General features: G+C 72.3%; 14 protein-coding genes and 1 pseudogene. 2 read left to right on the top strand and 13 right to left on the bottom strand.

The genetic code is table 11. The features are described from left to right. The 4 genes and pseudogenes from AC1RSJ_RS16065 to AC1RSJ_RS16050 form a co-directional block, all read right to left on the bottom strand. A pseudogene (locus AC1RSJ_RS16065) lies at positions 1-307 on the bottom strand (Stk1 family PASTA domain-containing Ser/Thr kinase); the annotation flags it as partial. Beyond that, positions 304-780, bottom strand: coding sequence for a hypothetical protein (locus tag AC1RSJ_RS16060; RefSeq protein WP_493119464.1), 477 nt, complete (start codon positions 778-780; stop codon positions 304-306). The gene AC1RSJ_RS16060 and the pseudogene AC1RSJ_RS16065, both read right to left, overlap by 4 nt. Before the next feature lie 311 nt (positions 781-1,091). Continuing rightward, positions 1,092-2,186 (bottom strand): branched-chain amino acid aminotransferase, encoded by a 1,095-nt coding sequence (locus AC1RSJ_RS16055; RefSeq protein ID WP_493119465.1) that lies wholly within the window; start codon positions 2,184-2,186, stop codon positions 1,092-1,094. 63 nt (positions 2,187-2,249) lie between these two features. Continuing rightward, on the bottom strand, positions 2,250-3,317 hold the full coding sequence (locus AC1RSJ_RS16050; RefSeq protein WP_493119462.1) for a 3-isopropylmalate dehydrogenase: 1,068 nt from the start codon (positions 3,315-3,317) through the stop codon (positions 2,250-2,252). Between the two features lie 190 nt (positions 3,318-3,507). On the opposite strand from AC1RSJ_RS16050, the gene AC1RSJ_RS16045 reads away from it, so the two are divergent. Beyond that, positions 3,508-3,762, top strand: a complete 255-nt coding sequence (locus AC1RSJ_RS16045; RefSeq protein ID WP_493119461.1) for a DUF6458 family protein — start codon at positions 3,508-3,510, stop codon at positions 3,760-3,762. A 12-nt stretch (positions 3,763-3,774) separates the two neighbouring features. Here AC1RSJ_RS16045 and AC1RSJ_RS16040 read toward each other — a convergent pair whose 3' ends face one another. After that, positions 3,775-4,176: a hypothetical protein gene (locus AC1RSJ_RS16040; RefSeq protein WP_493119460.1), complete on the bottom strand. Its 402-nt coding sequence runs from the start codon at positions 4,174-4,176 to the stop codon at positions 3,775-3,777. A gap of 34 nt (positions 4,177-4,210) precedes the next feature. Then, the gene (serA, locus tag AC1RSJ_RS16035) at positions 4,211-5,803 is read right to left on the bottom strand and encodes a phosphoglycerate dehydrogenase (RefSeq protein ID WP_493119458.1); all 1,593 of its coding nucleotides are present in this window, start codon (positions 5,801-5,803) and stop codon (positions 4,211-4,213) included. A gap of 87 nt (positions 5,804-5,890) precedes the next feature. On the opposite strand from serA, the gene AC1RSJ_RS16030 reads away from it, so the two are divergent. Further along, positions 5,891-6,283, top strand: a complete 393-nt coding sequence (locus AC1RSJ_RS16030) for a DoxX family protein (RefSeq protein ID WP_493119456.1) — start codon at positions 5,891-5,893, stop codon at positions 6,281-6,283. Positions 6,284-6,296: 13 nt separating this feature from the next. Here AC1RSJ_RS16030 and AC1RSJ_RS16025 read toward each other — a convergent pair whose 3' ends face one another. The 7 genes from AC1RSJ_RS16025 to AC1RSJ_RS15995 all read right to left on the bottom strand — a co-directional run bounded on the left by AC1RSJ_RS16025 (position 6,297) and on the right by AC1RSJ_RS15995 (position 15,634). Then, positions 6,297-6,680: a hypothetical protein gene (locus tag AC1RSJ_RS16025; protein ID WP_493119454.1), complete on the bottom strand. Its 384-nt coding sequence runs from the start codon at positions 6,678-6,680 to the stop codon at positions 6,297-6,299. Then, positions 6,677-7,186 (bottom strand): hypothetical protein, encoded by a 510-nt coding sequence (locus AC1RSJ_RS16020; RefSeq protein ID WP_493119453.1) that lies wholly within the window; start codon positions 7,184-7,186, stop codon positions 6,677-6,679. The genes AC1RSJ_RS16025 and AC1RSJ_RS16020 overlap by 4 nt, the downstream gene beginning before the upstream one ends. Before the next feature lie 2 nt (positions 7,187-7,188). Then, entirely contained in the window at positions 7,189-8,316 is a 1,128-nt protein-coding gene (locus AC1RSJ_RS16015) for a mannitol-1-phosphate 5-dehydrogenase (RefSeq protein WP_493119452.1), read from the bottom strand. Between the two features lie 64 nt (positions 8,317-8,380). Beyond that, positions 8,381-12,037 carry an MSCRAMM family protein gene (locus AC1RSJ_RS16010; protein WP_493119451.1) on the bottom strand — a complete coding sequence of 1,219 codons (3,657 nt, stop codon included), beginning with the start codon at positions 12,035-12,037 and terminating at the stop codon, positions 8,381-8,383. A gap of 193 nt (positions 12,038-12,230) precedes the next feature. Continuing rightward, a complete protein-coding gene (ilvC, locus tag AC1RSJ_RS16005) occupies positions 12,231-13,256 on the bottom strand; it encodes a ketol-acid reductoisomerase (protein ID WP_493119450.1) in 1,026 nt (341 codons plus the stop codon). 43 nt (positions 13,257-13,299) lie between these two features. Next, entirely contained in the window at positions 13,300-13,809 is a 510-nt protein-coding gene (gene ilvN, locus AC1RSJ_RS16000) for an acetolactate synthase small subunit (protein WP_493119449.1), read from the bottom strand. A gap of 4 nt (positions 13,810-13,813) precedes the next feature. Further along, entirely contained in the window at positions 13,814-15,634 is a 1,821-nt protein-coding gene (locus tag AC1RSJ_RS15995) for an acetolactate synthase large subunit (protein WP_493119448.1), read from the bottom strand. Between the last annotated feature and the right edge of the window lie 19 nt (positions 15,635-15,653).

The following is a 15,653-nucleotide window of genomic DNA, read 5'->3' as shown; positions in this document are numbered from 1 at the left end:
GCCGGCGCGCGAGCGGCTCGCCGTCCGCCCAGTCGAGGGCGATCCAGGCGGAGCGGGCACCGCCCTCGCCGTGCTCCCCCGCGTCGCGCACCGACACCAGGTTCGGATGCCCGACGCGGTGCGCCGCCCCGGCCAGGAAGCGGTCGCGGTCGGCCGCCCTGGCCGACAGCCGGGGATGCAGGATCTTCAGCGCGACGGGCTCGCCCGTCCGCTCGTCGATGGCGGCGAACACCGACGCCGTGGCACCGCTGCCGCTGAGCTCGCCGAGCCGGTACGGGCCGATCCGCGGCCCGGGCTCGGTGGTCACCCCCGGACCGGGTTGCCCAGGTGCGGGTGCGAGAGGCGCACGAGCGGCGCGATCTCGGCGGTGGCGATCGCCTCCACGGCGGCGGCCAGCGACTTGCGGCGGTCGCGGTCGGTCGCGTACCAGCGGGCGCACGAGACGATCGGCCGCTCCTCGGACCGGAGCAACCAGCCGAGCGCCGAGCCGGCGCGGTCGCGCACCAGGGCGGTCTCGAGCGCGGCGTGGTCGGCGAGCGCGGCGGTGGCGTCCTCGACGGCGAGCAGCGCGGACTCGAAGACGCCGACGCTGCGGGCGAGCATCCGGTGGTTCGACGACGCGAGGTGCCACACGGCGGGGCGGCTCAGCGCGCCGGGCGCCCAGCTGGCGGGCGCGACCGGGCGCCCGTGCTCATCGCCGAGCACCACGCCGGCGACGCGCGACGAGTGCTCGCGCCAGGGCAGGATCTTCGGGCTGGCGGGCGACTCGAAGGTGGTCACTACGATACGAGCGCCGTTCGGCATGTCGATTCTCCGGGGATTCACAGGGTGGGCCGGAAACAGAGAACAGCCGGACGGTGAACGAGCCTCCCGCGCAAAGCGAACGACGCCTGTACGGATGATGCGACACCTGTCGCCGAACGGGGGAGGACCCTTGCGTCCACGTAACGATCGACGCGCGGAGCAGCCGCACGCAGCGGATCCCTGAACGCAGACGACGGATCCCCGAGCGCAGACGACGGATCCCCGAGCCTGTCGACGGGGTCCTTCGACAGGCTCAGGGATCCGGAGAACCGAGCGGAGCTGCGCGCCTACTCGGCGTCGAGCCGGTACAGCCAGCCGTGGCGGTCGTCGACCCGGCCGTACTGGATGCCCGTCAGCTCGTCGCGCAGCGAGAGCGACACCGGGTCGGCGACCTCCGGCATCGTGATCGTGAGGTCGGCGTTCCGCAGCTCCCGGATCGGCACGACCACCGCAGCGGTGCCGCAGGCGAAGGCCTCCACGATGGTGCCGTCGGCCACGCCGTCGCGCCACTCGTCGATCGACACGCGGCGCTGCTCCACCTCGAAGCCGCGGTCGCGGCCGAGCTGCAGCAGCGAGTCGAGCGTGACGCCCTCGAGGATCGAGTCGGACTCGGGGGTGATGAGCTTCCCGTCCGAGGTGACGAGCACCACGTTCATGCCGCCGAGCTCCTCGAGGTACTTCCCCTCCTCGGCGTCGAGGAACAGCACCTGCTGGCAGCCGTTCTCGTAGGCCTCCTGCTGCGCGACGAGGCTCGCGGCGTAGTTGCCGCCGGTCTTCGCCGCGCCCATGCCGCCGTGGCCGGCGCGCGTGTAGTGCGTCGACAGCCAGATCTCGAGCGGCTGGATGCCGCCCGGGAAGTAGGCCCCGGCCGGGCTCGCGATCACGTAGTAGTTGACCTTCTTCGCCGCGCGCACGCCGAGGAACGCCTCCTTGGCGAACATGAACGGCCGGAGGTACAGGCTGGTCTCCGGAGCCGTCGGCACCCAGCCGGCATCAACCGAGACGAGCTGCTTCAGCGACTCGAGGAAGTACGCCGTGGGCAGCTCCGGCAGCGCGAGGCGCTTCGCGGAGCGCTGCATCCGCTCGGCGTTCTTCTCGGGGCGGAACGTCCAGATCGAGCCGTCGGCGTGACGGTAGGCCTTGAGCCCCTCGAAGACCTCCTGCGCGTAGTGCAGCACGGCCGCGGCGGGGTCGAGCGTGATCGGCCCGTACGCCTGCACGCGCGGCCGGTGCCAGCCGCCGCGCTCCGACCAGCAGATGTCGACCATGTGGTCGGTGAAGTGCTGCCCGAACCCGGGATCCTCGAGGATGCTCGCGCGCTCCTCCGGCGTGGCCGGGCTCTCGGTCGGGATGCGCTGCCACAACAGCGCGGGGCGAGCCATCGGCAGCTCGATCGTCATCTCGGTCTCCTTCGCGGATCCGCCGTCGCGGTCCGTCGTGTCCGTCTAGTGTGCGCCCTGCGCGCCGCCGCGCACGCGGTCCGCGATCGCCGCGCCGACCTCCGCGGTGGTGCGGGTGCCGCCGGCGCGGTCCGCGAGGTCCGCCGTGACGGCATCGCGGATGCGCTGCGCCGCCGCGTCGCGCCCCCGCGACTCGAGCAGGAGCGCGGTCGACAGGATGGCGGCCGTGGGATCGGCCTTCTGCTGCCCCGCGATGTCCGGCGCGGATCCGTGGACCGGCTCGAACATCGAGGGGAACGTGCCGTCGGGGTTGATGTTGCCCGAGGCCGCCAGCCCGATGCCGCCGCTGATGGCGCCGGCCAGATCGGTGAGGATGTCGCCGAACAGGTTGTCGGTGACGATGACGTCGAACCTAGCAGGATCGGTCACCAGGAAGATCGTCGCGGCGTCGACGTGGAGGTAGTCCCAGTCCACCGATGGGTGATCGGACGCCTGCTCCCGCACGATGCGCGACCAGAGCGATCCGGCGCTCGTGAGCACGTTCGTCTTGTGCACGAGGGTGAGCTTGCCGCGGCGGCGCTCCGCGAGCTCGAAGGCGTAGCGCACGACCCGCTCGACGCCGAACGCGGTGTTCACGCTCACCTCGTTCGCGATCTCCTGCGGCGTGCCGACGCGGATGCTGCCGCCGTTGCCGACGTACGGCCCCTCGGTGCCCTCGCGCACGACGGTGAAGTCGACGTCGCCCGGTGCGGAGAGCGGGCTCACGACGCCCGGGTGCAGCACGGTCGGGCGCAGGTTGACGTAGTGGTCGAAGGCGAAGCGGAGCCTGAGCAGCAGACCGCGCTCGATCACGCCGCCCGCGAGCTTCGGGTCGCGCGGGTCGCCGCCGACGGCACCGAGCAGGATCGCGTCGTGGGCCTGCAGCGCGTCGAGGTCCGCATCGTCGAGGATCCGACCGGTCTCGAGGTAATGGCCGGCGCCGAACGGGTACTCGGTGACGCGGACGCCGCCCTCGTCGGCGAGCGCCGCCTCGAGCACGCGCACGGCCTCCGCGATCACCTCCGGTCCGATGCCGTCGCCGGGGATGGTCGCCAGGTCCAGGGTGCCGCTCACGCCGTCAGCCTACCGGTGGTATCCCACCCCGCCGCGGTCGTGCGGGGCCTCGACGGACGACCGCCGCGCCGACGCCGGGCCTGGATGCGGTCTGTGAGCCGCCTTCGAACCCGGCCGCCCGTCGCCTCGTCGCCCCTACGGTTCGAGGGACGCGACGGCTCCGGATGCCGACGCGAGAGGAGCACTCGAGATGATCGTCGGCGGAGTCGTCCTGTTCGTGATCGGAGCCATCCTGGCCTTCGGCGTCTCGTGGCTGGTGCCCGGTGTGTCCCTGCAGACGATCGGCGGCATCCTCATGGCGGCCGGCGGCGTGCTCTTCATCATCGGCCTCGTGCAGATGTTCCAGCGCCGCGGCAGCACCACGGTCGAGCGCACCAGCGTGGACCCCGCGAGCGGCGAGCAGATCCGGTCGCGCTCGACGGACGTCGACCCCGGTCCGCGCTGACTCCACCCGCCCTCAGCCGAGCAGGCTGAGCAGCGGCCCCGCGAGCAGGGAGAAGATCCCCTCGGCGAGCGCCCCGAGCCCGAGCGCCGCGCCGGCGCCGGCGGCACCGCGAGGCTGACCAGCCCGGGAGAGGCCGACCAGGCCGACGATCGCCGTCGCCGCCGCGAACACGGTGACGACGACCCCGATGACGCCGAGGACGGCGCCGATCGTCGCGAAGCCGGTCTCCGTCGAGCGCATGATCGACGGGATCAGGTAGCTCAGCAGGATCTGCCCGAGACGCAGCGCGACGAGCACGATGCCCATGATGAGCGCGACGCGGCCGACGGTGTTGCGCGGGATCGCCGCGGGCAGCGGCTCGGGCCCCGAGTACACGGAGTACCCGGGCGTGGACGGCGGCGGGGTCGCGGTCATGCGGCCACGCTAGCGGCCGCAGCGGGCGCGGTGTCTACTCGACGACGACGTCGATCTCGGTGAGCAGCGCCGCGTCGATCGCGACGCGCACGGTCTCGAGCAGCCCCTCGGGCACCTCGGAGTCGACGGTCAGCACGCTGAGCGCCTGGCCGCCCTTCCGCTGCCGGGCGATCTGCATGCCCGCGATGTTGATCTGCGCGTCGCCGAACTCGCGGCCGTAGATCGCCACGATGCCGGGACGGTCGGTGTACTGCATCACGATGAAGTGGTCAGCCATCGGCACCTCGACGTCGTAGCCGTTGATCTCCACGATCTTCTCGACCTGCTTCGGGCCGGTGAGGGTGCCGGACACCGAGACCGGGTCGCCCTCGGTCAGGCGGGCGCGGATCGTGATGACGTTGCGGTACTCCTCGCTCACCGGGTCGGTGAGCAGGCGCACGTCGACGCCGCGCTGCTCGGCGAGCAGCGGCGCGTTGACGTAGCTGACCTGCTCGCTGACGACGCCCGAGAAGATGCCCTTCAGCGCCGCGAGCTTGAGCACGCTGACGTCGTACTCGACGAGCTCGCCGCGCACCTCGACCTCGACGGCCGCGAGCGGCGCCGACGCGAGGCCGGTGAGCACCTGGCCGAGCTTCTCGACGAGCGGGATGCCGGGGCGCACGTACGGGTCGATGACGCCGCCCGCGACGTTGACCGCGTCGGGCACGAGCTCGCCGCCGAGGGCGAGTCGCACCGAGCGCGCCACCGAGATGCCGGCCTTCTCCTGGGCCTCGTCCGTCGAGGCGCCGAGGTGGGGCGTGACGACGATGTTCGGGGCGGAGGTGAGGGCGTCGTCCGTCGGCGGCTCGCTCGTGAAGACGTCGATGCCGGCGCCCGCGATCGTGCCGGCGCGCAGCGCCTCGGCGAGCGCGGCCTCGTCGATGAGGCCGCCGCGGGCCACGTTGACGACGTACGCCGTCGGCTTCATGCGCGCGAGCTGCGCCGTGCTGATCATCCCGGTGGTCTCCGGGGTCTTCGGCATGTGGATGGTGATGAAGTCGCTGCGCTCGAGCAGCTCGTCGAGCTCGAGCAGCTGCACGCCGAGCTGCTGGGCGCGCGCGGCGGTGACGTAGGGGTCGTACGCGACGACCGAGACGCCGAAGGCCTGCAGGCGCGCGGTGATGAGCGCGCCGATGCGGCCGAGGCCGATGATGCCGACGGTCTTCTCGTAGAGCTCGGTGCCCGTGAACTTCGACCGCTTCCATTCCCCCGCCGCGAGGCTGGCGTGGGCGGCCGGGATGTGCCGGGCGAGGCTGAGGATGTGGCCGATCGTGAGTTCGGCGGCACTGATGATGTTCGAGGTCGGCGCGTTGACGACCATGACGCCGGCCTCGGTCGCGACCTTGATGTCGACGTTGTCGAGCCCGACGCCCGCGCGCGCCACGACCTTGAGCCGCGGCGCGGCCGCGACGGCCTCCGCGTCGATCCGCGTGGCGGAGCGGATGAGCACGGCCTCCGCGTCCGCGAGCGACGCCAGCAGCGCCGGACGGTCGGTGCCGTCCACGGAGCGGATGTCGAAGTCGGGGCCGAGGGCCTCGACGGTGGCGGGAGACAGTTCTTCGGCGATCAGGACGATCGGCTTTGCCACGTTCGCAGGCGCTTTCTCGAGGCGGGCGGGATGTCCAGCCTAGCGGCGTACGGAGGAGCCTCCGGACGCCGTGTCACGATGGGACGCATGACCCTGGCGATCATCGCGGCCGTGCTGCGCGTCCTGCTCGCGGCCGTGTTCCTCGTCATGGGCGTGCTGCACTTCGTGCCCGGCGTGGCCCGCGGGATGCGCGCGATGATCCCGAACGGGCTCCGGCGGCCGGGCTGGCCCTCCCCCGGCGCGCTCGTCGTGATCACCGGCGTCTGCGAGATCGCGGGCGCGATCGGACTGCTGCTGCCCGACCCGGTGCGGATGGTCGCGGGCATAGCCCTGGCCGTGTTCCTCGTCGCGGTGTTCCCTGCGAACGCCGTCGCGGCGCGGCAGCCGGAGCGCTTCGGCCGCACGGCGGTGCCGTTCTGGCCGCGCCTCGCCGCGCAGGTCGTGCTCATCGCGCTCGTGCTGTTCGCCGCGTTCTTCTGAGCCGGGCGCCCCGTCAGAAGAGGCGGATGGCGTCCAGGCCGATGAAGACGAGCGTCAGCCCCACGGCGGAGCTCGCCGCCAGCGCCGCGAGCAGGATGAGCGCCCGGTCGAACGTCGCGCGGCCCCGGCCCAGCCACACGCCGCCCGCGAAGAGCAGCACCGGCACGAGCACGCCCGCGATGAGCGTGGCCCACGGCACCGATGCCTTCAGCGCCATCGCCGCGGACGGGAACGCCAGCAGGTTGCCGACCGCCGCGTAGACGCCGTAGGCGAAGACGAACCCGAGCACGATCACGACCGCGAGATCGCCGGCGCCGAACCGGTACGGCTCGTCCCGCTCCGGCTCGGTCGCATCGACGACCTCGTCCACGGGCTCGTCCCGCTCCACGCCGCTCACGCGACCAGCCCCGAGAGATAGGGCCAGGGCAGCAGGATGCCGAGGCCGAGCGCCAGGAAGCCGATCCGGTGGATCCGTCGGCCGCCGCGCGTCAGGTGCACGGTGATGACGAACCACAGCGCGGCCGCGAGCAGGGCGAGGAAGTTCGTGACGTTCGCGAGCACGCTCGCGAACCCGCCGCCCGAGTTCGCCGCGAGCTGCCCGCCGACGCGCTGGATGACGATGATCCACGCCACCTCGTAGGCGGCGTACGCGAGCCCGAACAGCACGGTCGCGAGCAGCAGGGGCACGTCGCGGCCCGGCGCCGGCGCGAGCCGTCCGGTCGGAACGGGAGCGCGGACGGCCCCGGCGCGCTCCTCGCGGAGGTCGCGCTCCGGACGCGGCACGGCCCTGGCGGAGCCGGCGCCGGTGAGCGAGGTCGCGCGGCCGAGCTGCTCGTCGCCCTCCCAGCTCAGCGCGTCGTCGTCGAGCGCGTCCGTGTCGTCGCGGTCGGGGCGGTCCGTCACGCTCAGCGGTCCAGCCGCAGCTGGAAGACCTCGACGAGCGAGTCGAACAGCGGATGCCCCGGCTCGATGCCGGTGATCGTCTCGACGAGCGCCGGGGCGGGCGTGCCGGCCGACAGGAGCGCCTGCAGCTCGACGCTCTCGGCATCCGCCTCGACGTCGAAGCGCAGGGCGGCCCCGACGGCGTTGAGCAGATCCCACGCGGTGTGGCCGCGCTCGACGAGCTCGGCGGCCGGGGCGATGAAGCGCTCGTGCCGCGACAGCTTGCGCAGCGGTCCTCGACCGACGCGCTCGCAGCTGTCGGGCAGGTCGGGGTTCGAGATGCGCTTCAGCGTCTTCTCGATGTAGGCCTGCTGCTCCTCGTCGCTGAAGCCGTGCTTCTCGACGATGAGGGTCTTCGTCTCGGCGAGCACGGCCCGAACCTCGGCCTGCAGCTCCGGCGTCGCGAGGGCCTCGCGGATCGCGGTCCAGCCGCGGTCGAGCCCGTGGTACGCCGCCGCGGCGTGCGCGGTGTTGACGGTGAAGAGCTTGCGCTCGATGAACGGGGTGAGGTCGTCGACCCACGTGACGCCGTGGATGGGCGGGGTCGCGCCGGCGAACGGCGTGCGGTCGACCACCCACTCGTGGAACGCCTCGATCGTGACGTCGAGGCCGCCGTGCTGCTCGGGCACGATCCGGTCGATGGCGCAGTTCGCGAACACCGCGTTCGCGGCCGTCGTGTGCTTCTCGACCTCGCCGCGCAGGATGTCGGTGCCGCCGATCGCGTTCTCGCAGGCGATCACGACGAGCGGGGCGGCATCCGCGGCGCGCTGCTCGAGCGCCTTCGCGAGCACCGGGGCGACGAACGCGAGGATGCGGGCGCCGACCGCAGTGGTGACGACGTCGGCCGCGGCGATCTCGGCGATCACGTCGGCCTCGTGGGTGCGGCTGTTGATCGCGCGGTAGCCGTCGACCACGTGATCGCGGGCGCCCTCGCCGATCTCGTGGACCCGATAGCTCGGCTGCTGCTGCAGCGCGCCGATCAGCTCCTCGCTGACGTCGGCGAACACCACCTCGTAGCCGCTCTCGTGGAGGAACTGGGCGACGAACCCGCGTCCGATGTTGCCCGCCCCGAAGTGCACCGCGATGGCCATGGCGCCGATCCTAACGGCCCGACCTCGGCGCCGGCCCTCTGGGCTCCCGGAGCACCTCGACGCCTCAGCGCACGGCGGCGGAGGCGCATCCGATCAGCGTGTTGACCGTGCCCGGCCCGACGTTGATGCCGTACAGGCACACCGAGTGCACCCCCGGGGCGAGCCCGGTGACGGTCGCCGACGAGCCGTGCCCGATGCCGTACCCGGGCCACGCGGTCGCGAGACCGAGGATCGGCGACGTGCCGGTGACCGACTGCGAGAACCGGCCGTCGACGTAGACGTGCACCGCGATCGGGTCCGCCGTGTCGGGGTCGAGCGCCCAGCCCGACGCCGTCAGCGAGCCCGGCGCCAGCGACGCGAGCGAGTCGAACCAGCCCACCGGGTTGCCGGTCGGCACGGTCGCCGTCCGGCATCCGATCAGCGTGTTCACGCTGCCGGCGCCGGTGTTGATGCCGTACAGGCAGACCGTATGCGGGCCGCCGGCGATGCCGTTGAGGATCACGGACGAGCCGTGCCCGGTGCCGTAGCCGGGCCAGACGGCGGCGAGACCCGGGATCGACTCCGTGCCGGTGACCGCGCCGGAGTACCGGCCGTCGACGAAGACGTGCATCGCGATCGGGTCGACCGTGTCGGGATCCAGCGTCCAGCCGGCGGCGCGCAGCTGCCCCGGTCCGGGCACGGTCAGCGAGTCGAACCAGCCGACGGGGTTCCCCGACGGCACCGCGATGCTCCGGCATCCGATCAGCGTGTTCACGCTGCCCGCGCCGACGTTGATGCCGTAGATGCAGACCGAGTGCACCCCGCCGGACAGGCCCGAGATCGTGGCGGACATGCCGTGGCCGGTGCCCCAACCCGGCCAGTAGGACGCGAGCCCCGGGATGGCGCCGTCCGCCGTCACCGCCGTCGACATCCGACCGTCGACGTAGACGTGCATCGTGATCGGGTCGGCCGTGTCCGGGTCGAGCGCCCAGCCGGCGACCGTCACCTTGCCCGGTCCGGCGAGCGTCAGCGAGTCGTACCAGCCGGTCGGATCGCCGCCGGGCACGGCGACGCTCCGGCATCCGATCAGCGTGTTCACGCTGCCCGCGCCGACGTTGATGCCGTAGATGCAGACCGAGTGCACCCCGCCCGACAGGCCGGTGATCGTGGTCGACATGCCGTGCCCGGTGCCGTAGCCGGGCCAGTAGGACGCGAGACCCGGGATCGGGCCGTCCGCGGTCACGGCCGAGTGCATCCGGCCGTCCACGTAGACGTGCATCGCGATCGGGTCGGCGGTGTCCGGGTCGAGCGCCCAGCCCGCGACCGTGACCTTGCCGGGCCCGGCGAGCGTCAGCGAGTCGTACCAGCCGGCGGGGTCGCCGCCCGGCACGACGATCGACCGGCAGCCGATGAGCGGGTTGACCGCGCCGCCGCCGGTGTTGATGGCGTACAGGCACACGGAGTGCGCGCCGCCGGACAGGCCGGTCAGCGAGAAGCGCGCGCCGTGCGCAGTGCCGTACCCGGGGTGCACCGTCGCGAGTCCCGGGATCGGACCGTCCGCGATGATCATCTGTGCGAGACGGCCGTCGACGTAGGCGTGCATGGAGATCGGCGCGACGGTGTCGGGGTCGATCGCCCAGCCGGTCGCGGTCACGGCACCCGGCCCGTCGAGCGTCAGCCCGTCATACCAGCCGAAGGGGTCGCCCGTGGGCACGACGACCGCCTGGCAGCCGAGCGACACGTTCTCCGCCCGATCGCTGTCCATCGCAGTGAGGCATAGCGTGTGCCGACCCCGCACGGACGGCGTCGCCGTGAGGACGAAGCCGTGATTCGAGCCGAGGCCGAATGCAGCGCCGACGTCCGGCCGCGACCCGGACGCCGACACGGTCGGGCCGGGAACGCCGTCGATCGTCGATGCGATCGATACGAGGGCGTCGGGGTCGCTCCGGTCGATGGCCCAGCCGCGGGCGCTGATCGTCCCGGACGGATCGGCGCTGACGGAGTCGAAGCTCCCGAACGGCGCCGTCGACGGCACCGCGACCGACTTGCATCCGAGCCCTCGGCCGGGCGACGACGAGCTGGATTCGACCCCGACGCAGACCGAATGCGTGCCGCCGCCCGTGGGGAGGCTGATCGTGAACGAGAAGCCGTGGTCCGCGCCGTAGACGGGATAGGCCGCGCCGACGTCCGCTCTGGCGACCGAGGCTCGGACCGCCCGGTAGTACTGGCCGTCGACGTTGAAGTTCACCTGGGCGGCGCCGACGAGGTACGGATCGATCGCCCACCCGGTCGCCAGCAGAAGGCCGGGACCGCTCACCACGAGGGAGTCGAAGCTGCCGATCGGCGGCCCAGACCCGGGCGGCGTCGTCGGACGCGGCGCCTCCATCACGAGGTCCTTGCCGGTGATCGTCGCCTGGGCGCCGACCGTGATGCGCGCCGCGGAGACGAAGTCCTGGGTCGAGGTGGGCGCCGTCGACGAGCGCCAGTAGGACGGCGCGACGACCGCGGGCCGTCCGTCGTTGACGTTCTGCGAGCACATCACGATGACGTCGCCCGCGGGCAGACCGGAGAGCAGGTAGTGCGCCGACTGGGTGGATCCGACCGGCCCATCCGCATCCGCCTGATCGACGACCGTCCAGGACTGATCGCCGACCGAGCGGATCTGGGCCTGGCACGCGATCAGTGCGCCGTTGCCCAGGTTCGACGGGGCGGTGATGGTGCCCGAGATCGTGCCGCCGATCGGCAGCGCGATGTCGATGCCCGTCCGCTGCTCTCCGTCGACGACCGTCAGCGAGGCGCCGTCGCGGACGGCGGCCTGCCCTCCCCACATCGTCGCTGCCAGCCGGGTGGGCAGCGGGCCGGTCTTCGAGTCGGTGAAACGCAGTCGGTAGGTGCCGGGATCCACCAGCTGGACGCGGTACCGGCCCGCTCCGTCCGTCGTGGCGCTCGCGACGACGCCGCCGTTCGGGTCGATCGCGTTCACCCAGACGCCGCCCGCAGCGCCGCCGCCCACCGCCGTGACGATGCCGGAGATCGAGGGCGCGGTGCCGAGAGCCTGATCGACTCCGGTGACGACCTGGGCCCGCGCGAGCGTGATCGGCGTCGCGGCGGCGTACGTCGTCGCGCCGCGCCAGTACATAGCGCGCTCGGCCCCGCCGCCTCCGCTGACCCGCACCCGGTAGGTGCCCGGAGCCAGACCGACGATCGAGTAGGTCCCGTCGGGGGCGGCGGTTGCCGACCCGGACGAGACGCCGGCGGAGGTGAACGCCACCGCCGAGCCCATCGCGGGGGCCGCCCCCGAGGACGTGGTGATCCGCCCCGAGATCGCCGCGCCGGGCGACAGCGACATCGCACCGAGGTCGACCGTCTCGCCGTTGCCGACCGCGAACGGCACCTCCTGGTCGATGGAATCCGCACCTCGGTAGAACGGCCGCACGTTCAGTCCCGCCTCGCCGTTCGCCGCCTCCAGCCGGTAGGAGCCGACGGGGACGCCGGTGATCGAGAAGCGACCGCCCGGGTGGTAGGAGCCCAGGGTCGGGTCGGTGCCCTGCGGCTGGTTCGCGGCGTCGGTCAGGTGCACGGTGAAGAGCTCGAGCGGCGTGCCGTCGGGGCGCAGCAGCTGCCCGGAGACGGTCGAGGTGCCGACCGCCGACGCCGGCAGCGCGCCGAGCATCGACAGCACGAGCGCGGCGAGGAGCGTGCCGACCAGGGCGATCAGGCGTCGGGGGGAGCGAGCGGGCATCGTCGGGCTTCCTGCCTCCGGCGCACACCGGCGGAGGTCGAGGAACTCTAACGTCCGGCTCGACCCCGGCACATCGGGGCGACGGCGCACCCCGCGCCCCCAGAACGGGGGTGGGCCGACCGGTCCAGTCGCGTCGCCGGACGCGACGACGCCCGCCCTCCGAGACGGAGGACGGGCGTCGTCGAGCGGGGGATCAGCGCGCGGCCGAGCCCTCCGTGTAGTCGGCGTCCTGCTGCTTCCAGGCGAAGAGGGCGCGGAGCTCCTTGCCGGTGGCCTCGATCGGGTGCGCGGCGCCCTTCTCGCGGAGGGCGAGGAACTCGGGGGCGCCCGCGTCCTGGTCGTCGATGAAGCGCTTCGCGAAGGCACCCGACTGGATGTCTGCGAGCACGGCCTTCATGTTCTCCTTGACGTCCGGCGAGATCACGCGCGGGCCGGAGACGTAGTCGCCGTACTCGGCCGTGTCGGAGACCGACCAGCGCTGCTTGGCGATGCCGCCCTCCCACATGAGGTCGACGATGAGCTTGAGCTCGTGGAGCACCTCGAAGTAGGCGATCTGCGGCTGGTAGCCGGCCTCGGTGAGCACCTCGAAGCCGTACTGCACGAGCTGCGACGTGCCGCCGCAGAGCACGGCCTGCTCTCCGAAGAGGTCCGTCTCGGTCTCCTCGGTGAACGTGGTCTTGATGCCGCCGGCGCGGAGGCCGCCGATCGCCTTGGCGTACGACCAGGCGAGGTCCCAGGCCGAGCCCGAGGCGTCCTTCTCGACCGCCGCGATGACCGGCACGCCGCGGCCGGCCTCGTACTCGCGGCGCACGGTGTGCCCCGGGCCCTTCGGCGCGACCATGATCACGTCGACGCCCTCGGGCGCCTCGATGTAGCCGAAGCGGATGTTGAAGCCGTGGCCGAAGAGGATCGCGTCGCCCTCGGACAGGTTGTCCTTGATGTCGGCGGCGAACAGGCCGCGCTGGTGCTGGTCGGGCGCGAGGATGACGACCAGGTCGCCCCACTTCGCGGCCTCGGCGGCGCTGAGCACCTCGAAGCCGGCCTCCTCGGCCTTCGCGATCGACTTGGAGCCGGCCTTGAGGCCGATCTTGACCTCGACGCCGGAGTCGCGGAGGTTGAGCGCGTGCGCGTGGCCCTGCGAGCCGTAGCCGATCACGGCGACCTTGCGGCCCTGGATCAGGCTGAGGTCGGCGTCCTTGTCGTAGAAGATCTCGGTCACGAGTTCCTGGTTCCTTCTGTTCGGTTGAGGGTGAGGGTTCTGGTCAGGCGCGCAGCACGCGCTCGGTGATGCTCTTGGCGCCGCGGCCGATGGCGAGGAGGCCGGACTGGGCGATCTCCTTGATGCCGTAGGGCTCCAGCACGCGCAGGAAGGCCTGCACCTTGCCGCTGTCGCCGGTGACCTCGATGACGAGCGCGTCGGTGGCGACGTCGACGACGCGGGCCCGGAACAGGGTCACCGCCTCGAGGATCTGCGAGCGGGTCTGGTTGTCGACGCGCACCTTGATGAGCAGGTGCTCCCGCTGCACCGAGGCGTCGGGGTCGAGCTCGACGATCTTGATCACGTTGACGAGCTTGTTCAGCTGCTTGGTGACCTGCTCGAGCGGCAGCTCCTCGACGTCGACGACGACGGTGATGCGCGAGAGGCCCGCGATCTCGGTCGGGCCGACGGCGAGGCTGTTGATGTTGAAGCCGCGGCGCGCGAACAGGCCGGCGACGCGGGTCAGCAGACCGGGGCGGTCCTCGACGAGGAGGCTCAGGACATGGGTCGACACCGGGTCACTCCGCTTCCCACTCGGGCGCGTGCTCGCGCGCGTACTGCACCTGCGAGTTGCCGACGCCCTGCGCGACCATCGGCCACACCATGGCGTCGCGGCTGACGATGAAGTCGATGACGACCGGGCGGTCGTTCGTCTTCAGCGCCAGCTCGATCGCGGCGTCGACCTCCTCCGGCTTCGTGACCCGGATGGCCAGCGCGCCGTAGGCCTCGCCGAGCTTGACGAAGTCGGGGATCATCCGCGTCGTCTCGGTGCCGCTCACCGAGCCGGTGTTGAGGTCGGTGAACGAGTGGCGGCCGTCGTAGAACAGCGTCTGCCACTGGCGCACCATGCCCAGCGAGCTGTTGTTGATGATCGCGACCTTGATCGGGATGTCGTTGATCGTGCAGGTGGCGAGCTCCTGATTGGTCATCTGGAAGCAGCCGTCGCCATCGATCGCCCACACCACGCGGTCGGGCTGGGCGACCTTCGCGCCCATCGCCGCCGGCACCGCGTAGCCCATGGTGCCCGCGCCGCCCGAGTTGAGGAACGCGTGCGGGCGCTCGTAGCCGATGAACTGCGCGGCCCACATCTGGTGCTGGCCGACACCGGCGGCGTAGACCGCCTCCGGTCCGGAGAGCGCGCCGATCCGCTCGATGACCCACTGCGGGGTCAGCAGTCCGTCGTCGGCGGGCGTGTAGCCGAGCGGGAACTCGGCGCGCAGGCTGTCGAGCCGCGCCCACCAGGCGTCGAGGCTCGCGCGCTCGGACGACACGTCGCGCCAGGCCTCGATGAGGTCGGCGATGACGTCCTTCGCGTCGCCCACGATCGGCACGTCGGCCTGGCGGATCTTGCCGATCTCGGCAGGGTCGACGTCGACGTGCACGATCTTCGCGTGCGGGGCGAACTCGCTCGTCTTGCCGGTGACGCGGTCGTCGAACCGCGCACCGAGGCTGACGATGAGGTCGGACTCCTGGAGCCCGAGCACCGCCGGCACGGTGCCGTGCATGCCGGGCATGCCGAGGTGCTGCGGGTGCGAGTCGGGGAACGCGCCGCGCGCCATCAGGGTGGTGACGACGGGGGCGCCGGTGAGCTCGGCGAGCTGCAGCAGCTCGGGGCTCGCCTCGGCGCGGACGACGCCGCCGCCCACGTAGAGCACCGGGCGCTCCGCCGCGGCGAGCAGCTCGGCGGCGGCGTGGATCTGCTTGCCGTGCGCCTTCGTGACCGGGCGGTAGCCGGGCAGCTCGACCTTCGGCGGCCAGATGAACGGCGCCGAGTTCTGCTGGCAGTCCTTCGTGACGTCGACGAGCACCGGACCCGGTCGTCCCGTCGTCGCGATCTGGTACGCGGCCGCGAGGGTGGCGGGCACGTCCTCGGGGCGAGTGACGAGGAAGGAGTGCTTCGTGATCGGCATCGTGATGCCCACGATGTCGACCTCCTGGAAGGCGTCCGTGCCCATGACCGTCGAGAACACCTGGCCGGTGATCGCGATCATCGGCACGGAGTCCATGTAGGCGTCGGCGATGGCGGTGACGAGGTTGGTCGCACCGGGCCCCGACGTGGCGATGGCGACGCCGACCCGCCCGGAGGCGGCCGCGTAGCCCTCGGCCGCGTGGCCGGCGCCCTGCTCGTGCCGCACGAGGATGTGGCGCACGGCGGTCGAGGCCATGAGCTCGTCGTAGAACGGCATGATCGCGCCGCCGGGCAGCCCGAAGACGTCGGTGACGCCGAGCTGCTCGAGGGTGGCGAGGATCGCGCCCGATCCGGTGAGCACGGGCGGCTCGGCCGGGGTGGCGGGGCGGGTGGGGGGAGCGGCAGGCGCGGGAGCGGCGTCTGCGGTCATGGGTGACCCCTTCGTGAGT

The organism is Schumannella sp. GW821-FHT10F01 (genome assembly GCF_058809295.1).
This window is presented reverse-complemented; position numbering and strand designations above follow the sequence as displayed.

Excerpts from the sequence above, each read along its gene's own strand:
- AC1RSJ_RS16055 (WP_493119465.1), bottom strand. The coding sequence starts at position 2,186 with ATGGCTCGCCCCGCGCTGTTGTGGCAGCGCATCCCGACCGAGAGCCCG.
- AC1RSJ_RS16045 (WP_493119461.1), top strand. The coding sequence starts at position 3,508 with ATGATCGTCGGCGGAGTCGTCCTGTTCGTGATCGGAGCCATCCTGGCC.
- AC1RSJ_RS16040 (WP_493119460.1), bottom strand. The coding sequence starts at position 4,176 with ATGACCGCGACCCCGCCGCCGTCCACGCCCGGGTACTCCGTGTACTCG.
- AC1RSJ_RS16030 (WP_493119456.1), top strand. The coding sequence starts at position 5,891 with ATGACCCTGGCGATCATCGCGGCCGTGCTGCGCGTCCTGCTCGCGGCC.
- AC1RSJ_RS16015 (WP_493119452.1), bottom strand. The coding sequence starts at position 8,316 with ATGGCCATCGCGGTGCACTTCGGGGCGGGCAACATCGGACGCGGGTTC.
- AC1RSJ_RS16010 (WP_493119451.1), bottom strand. The coding sequence starts at position 12,037 with ATGCCCGCTCGCTCCCCCCGACGCCTGATCGCCCTGGTCGGCACGCTC.
- AC1RSJ_RS15995 (WP_493119448.1), bottom strand. The coding sequence starts at position 15,634 with ATGACCGCAGACGCCGCTCCCGCGCCTGCCGCTCCCCCCACCCGCCCC.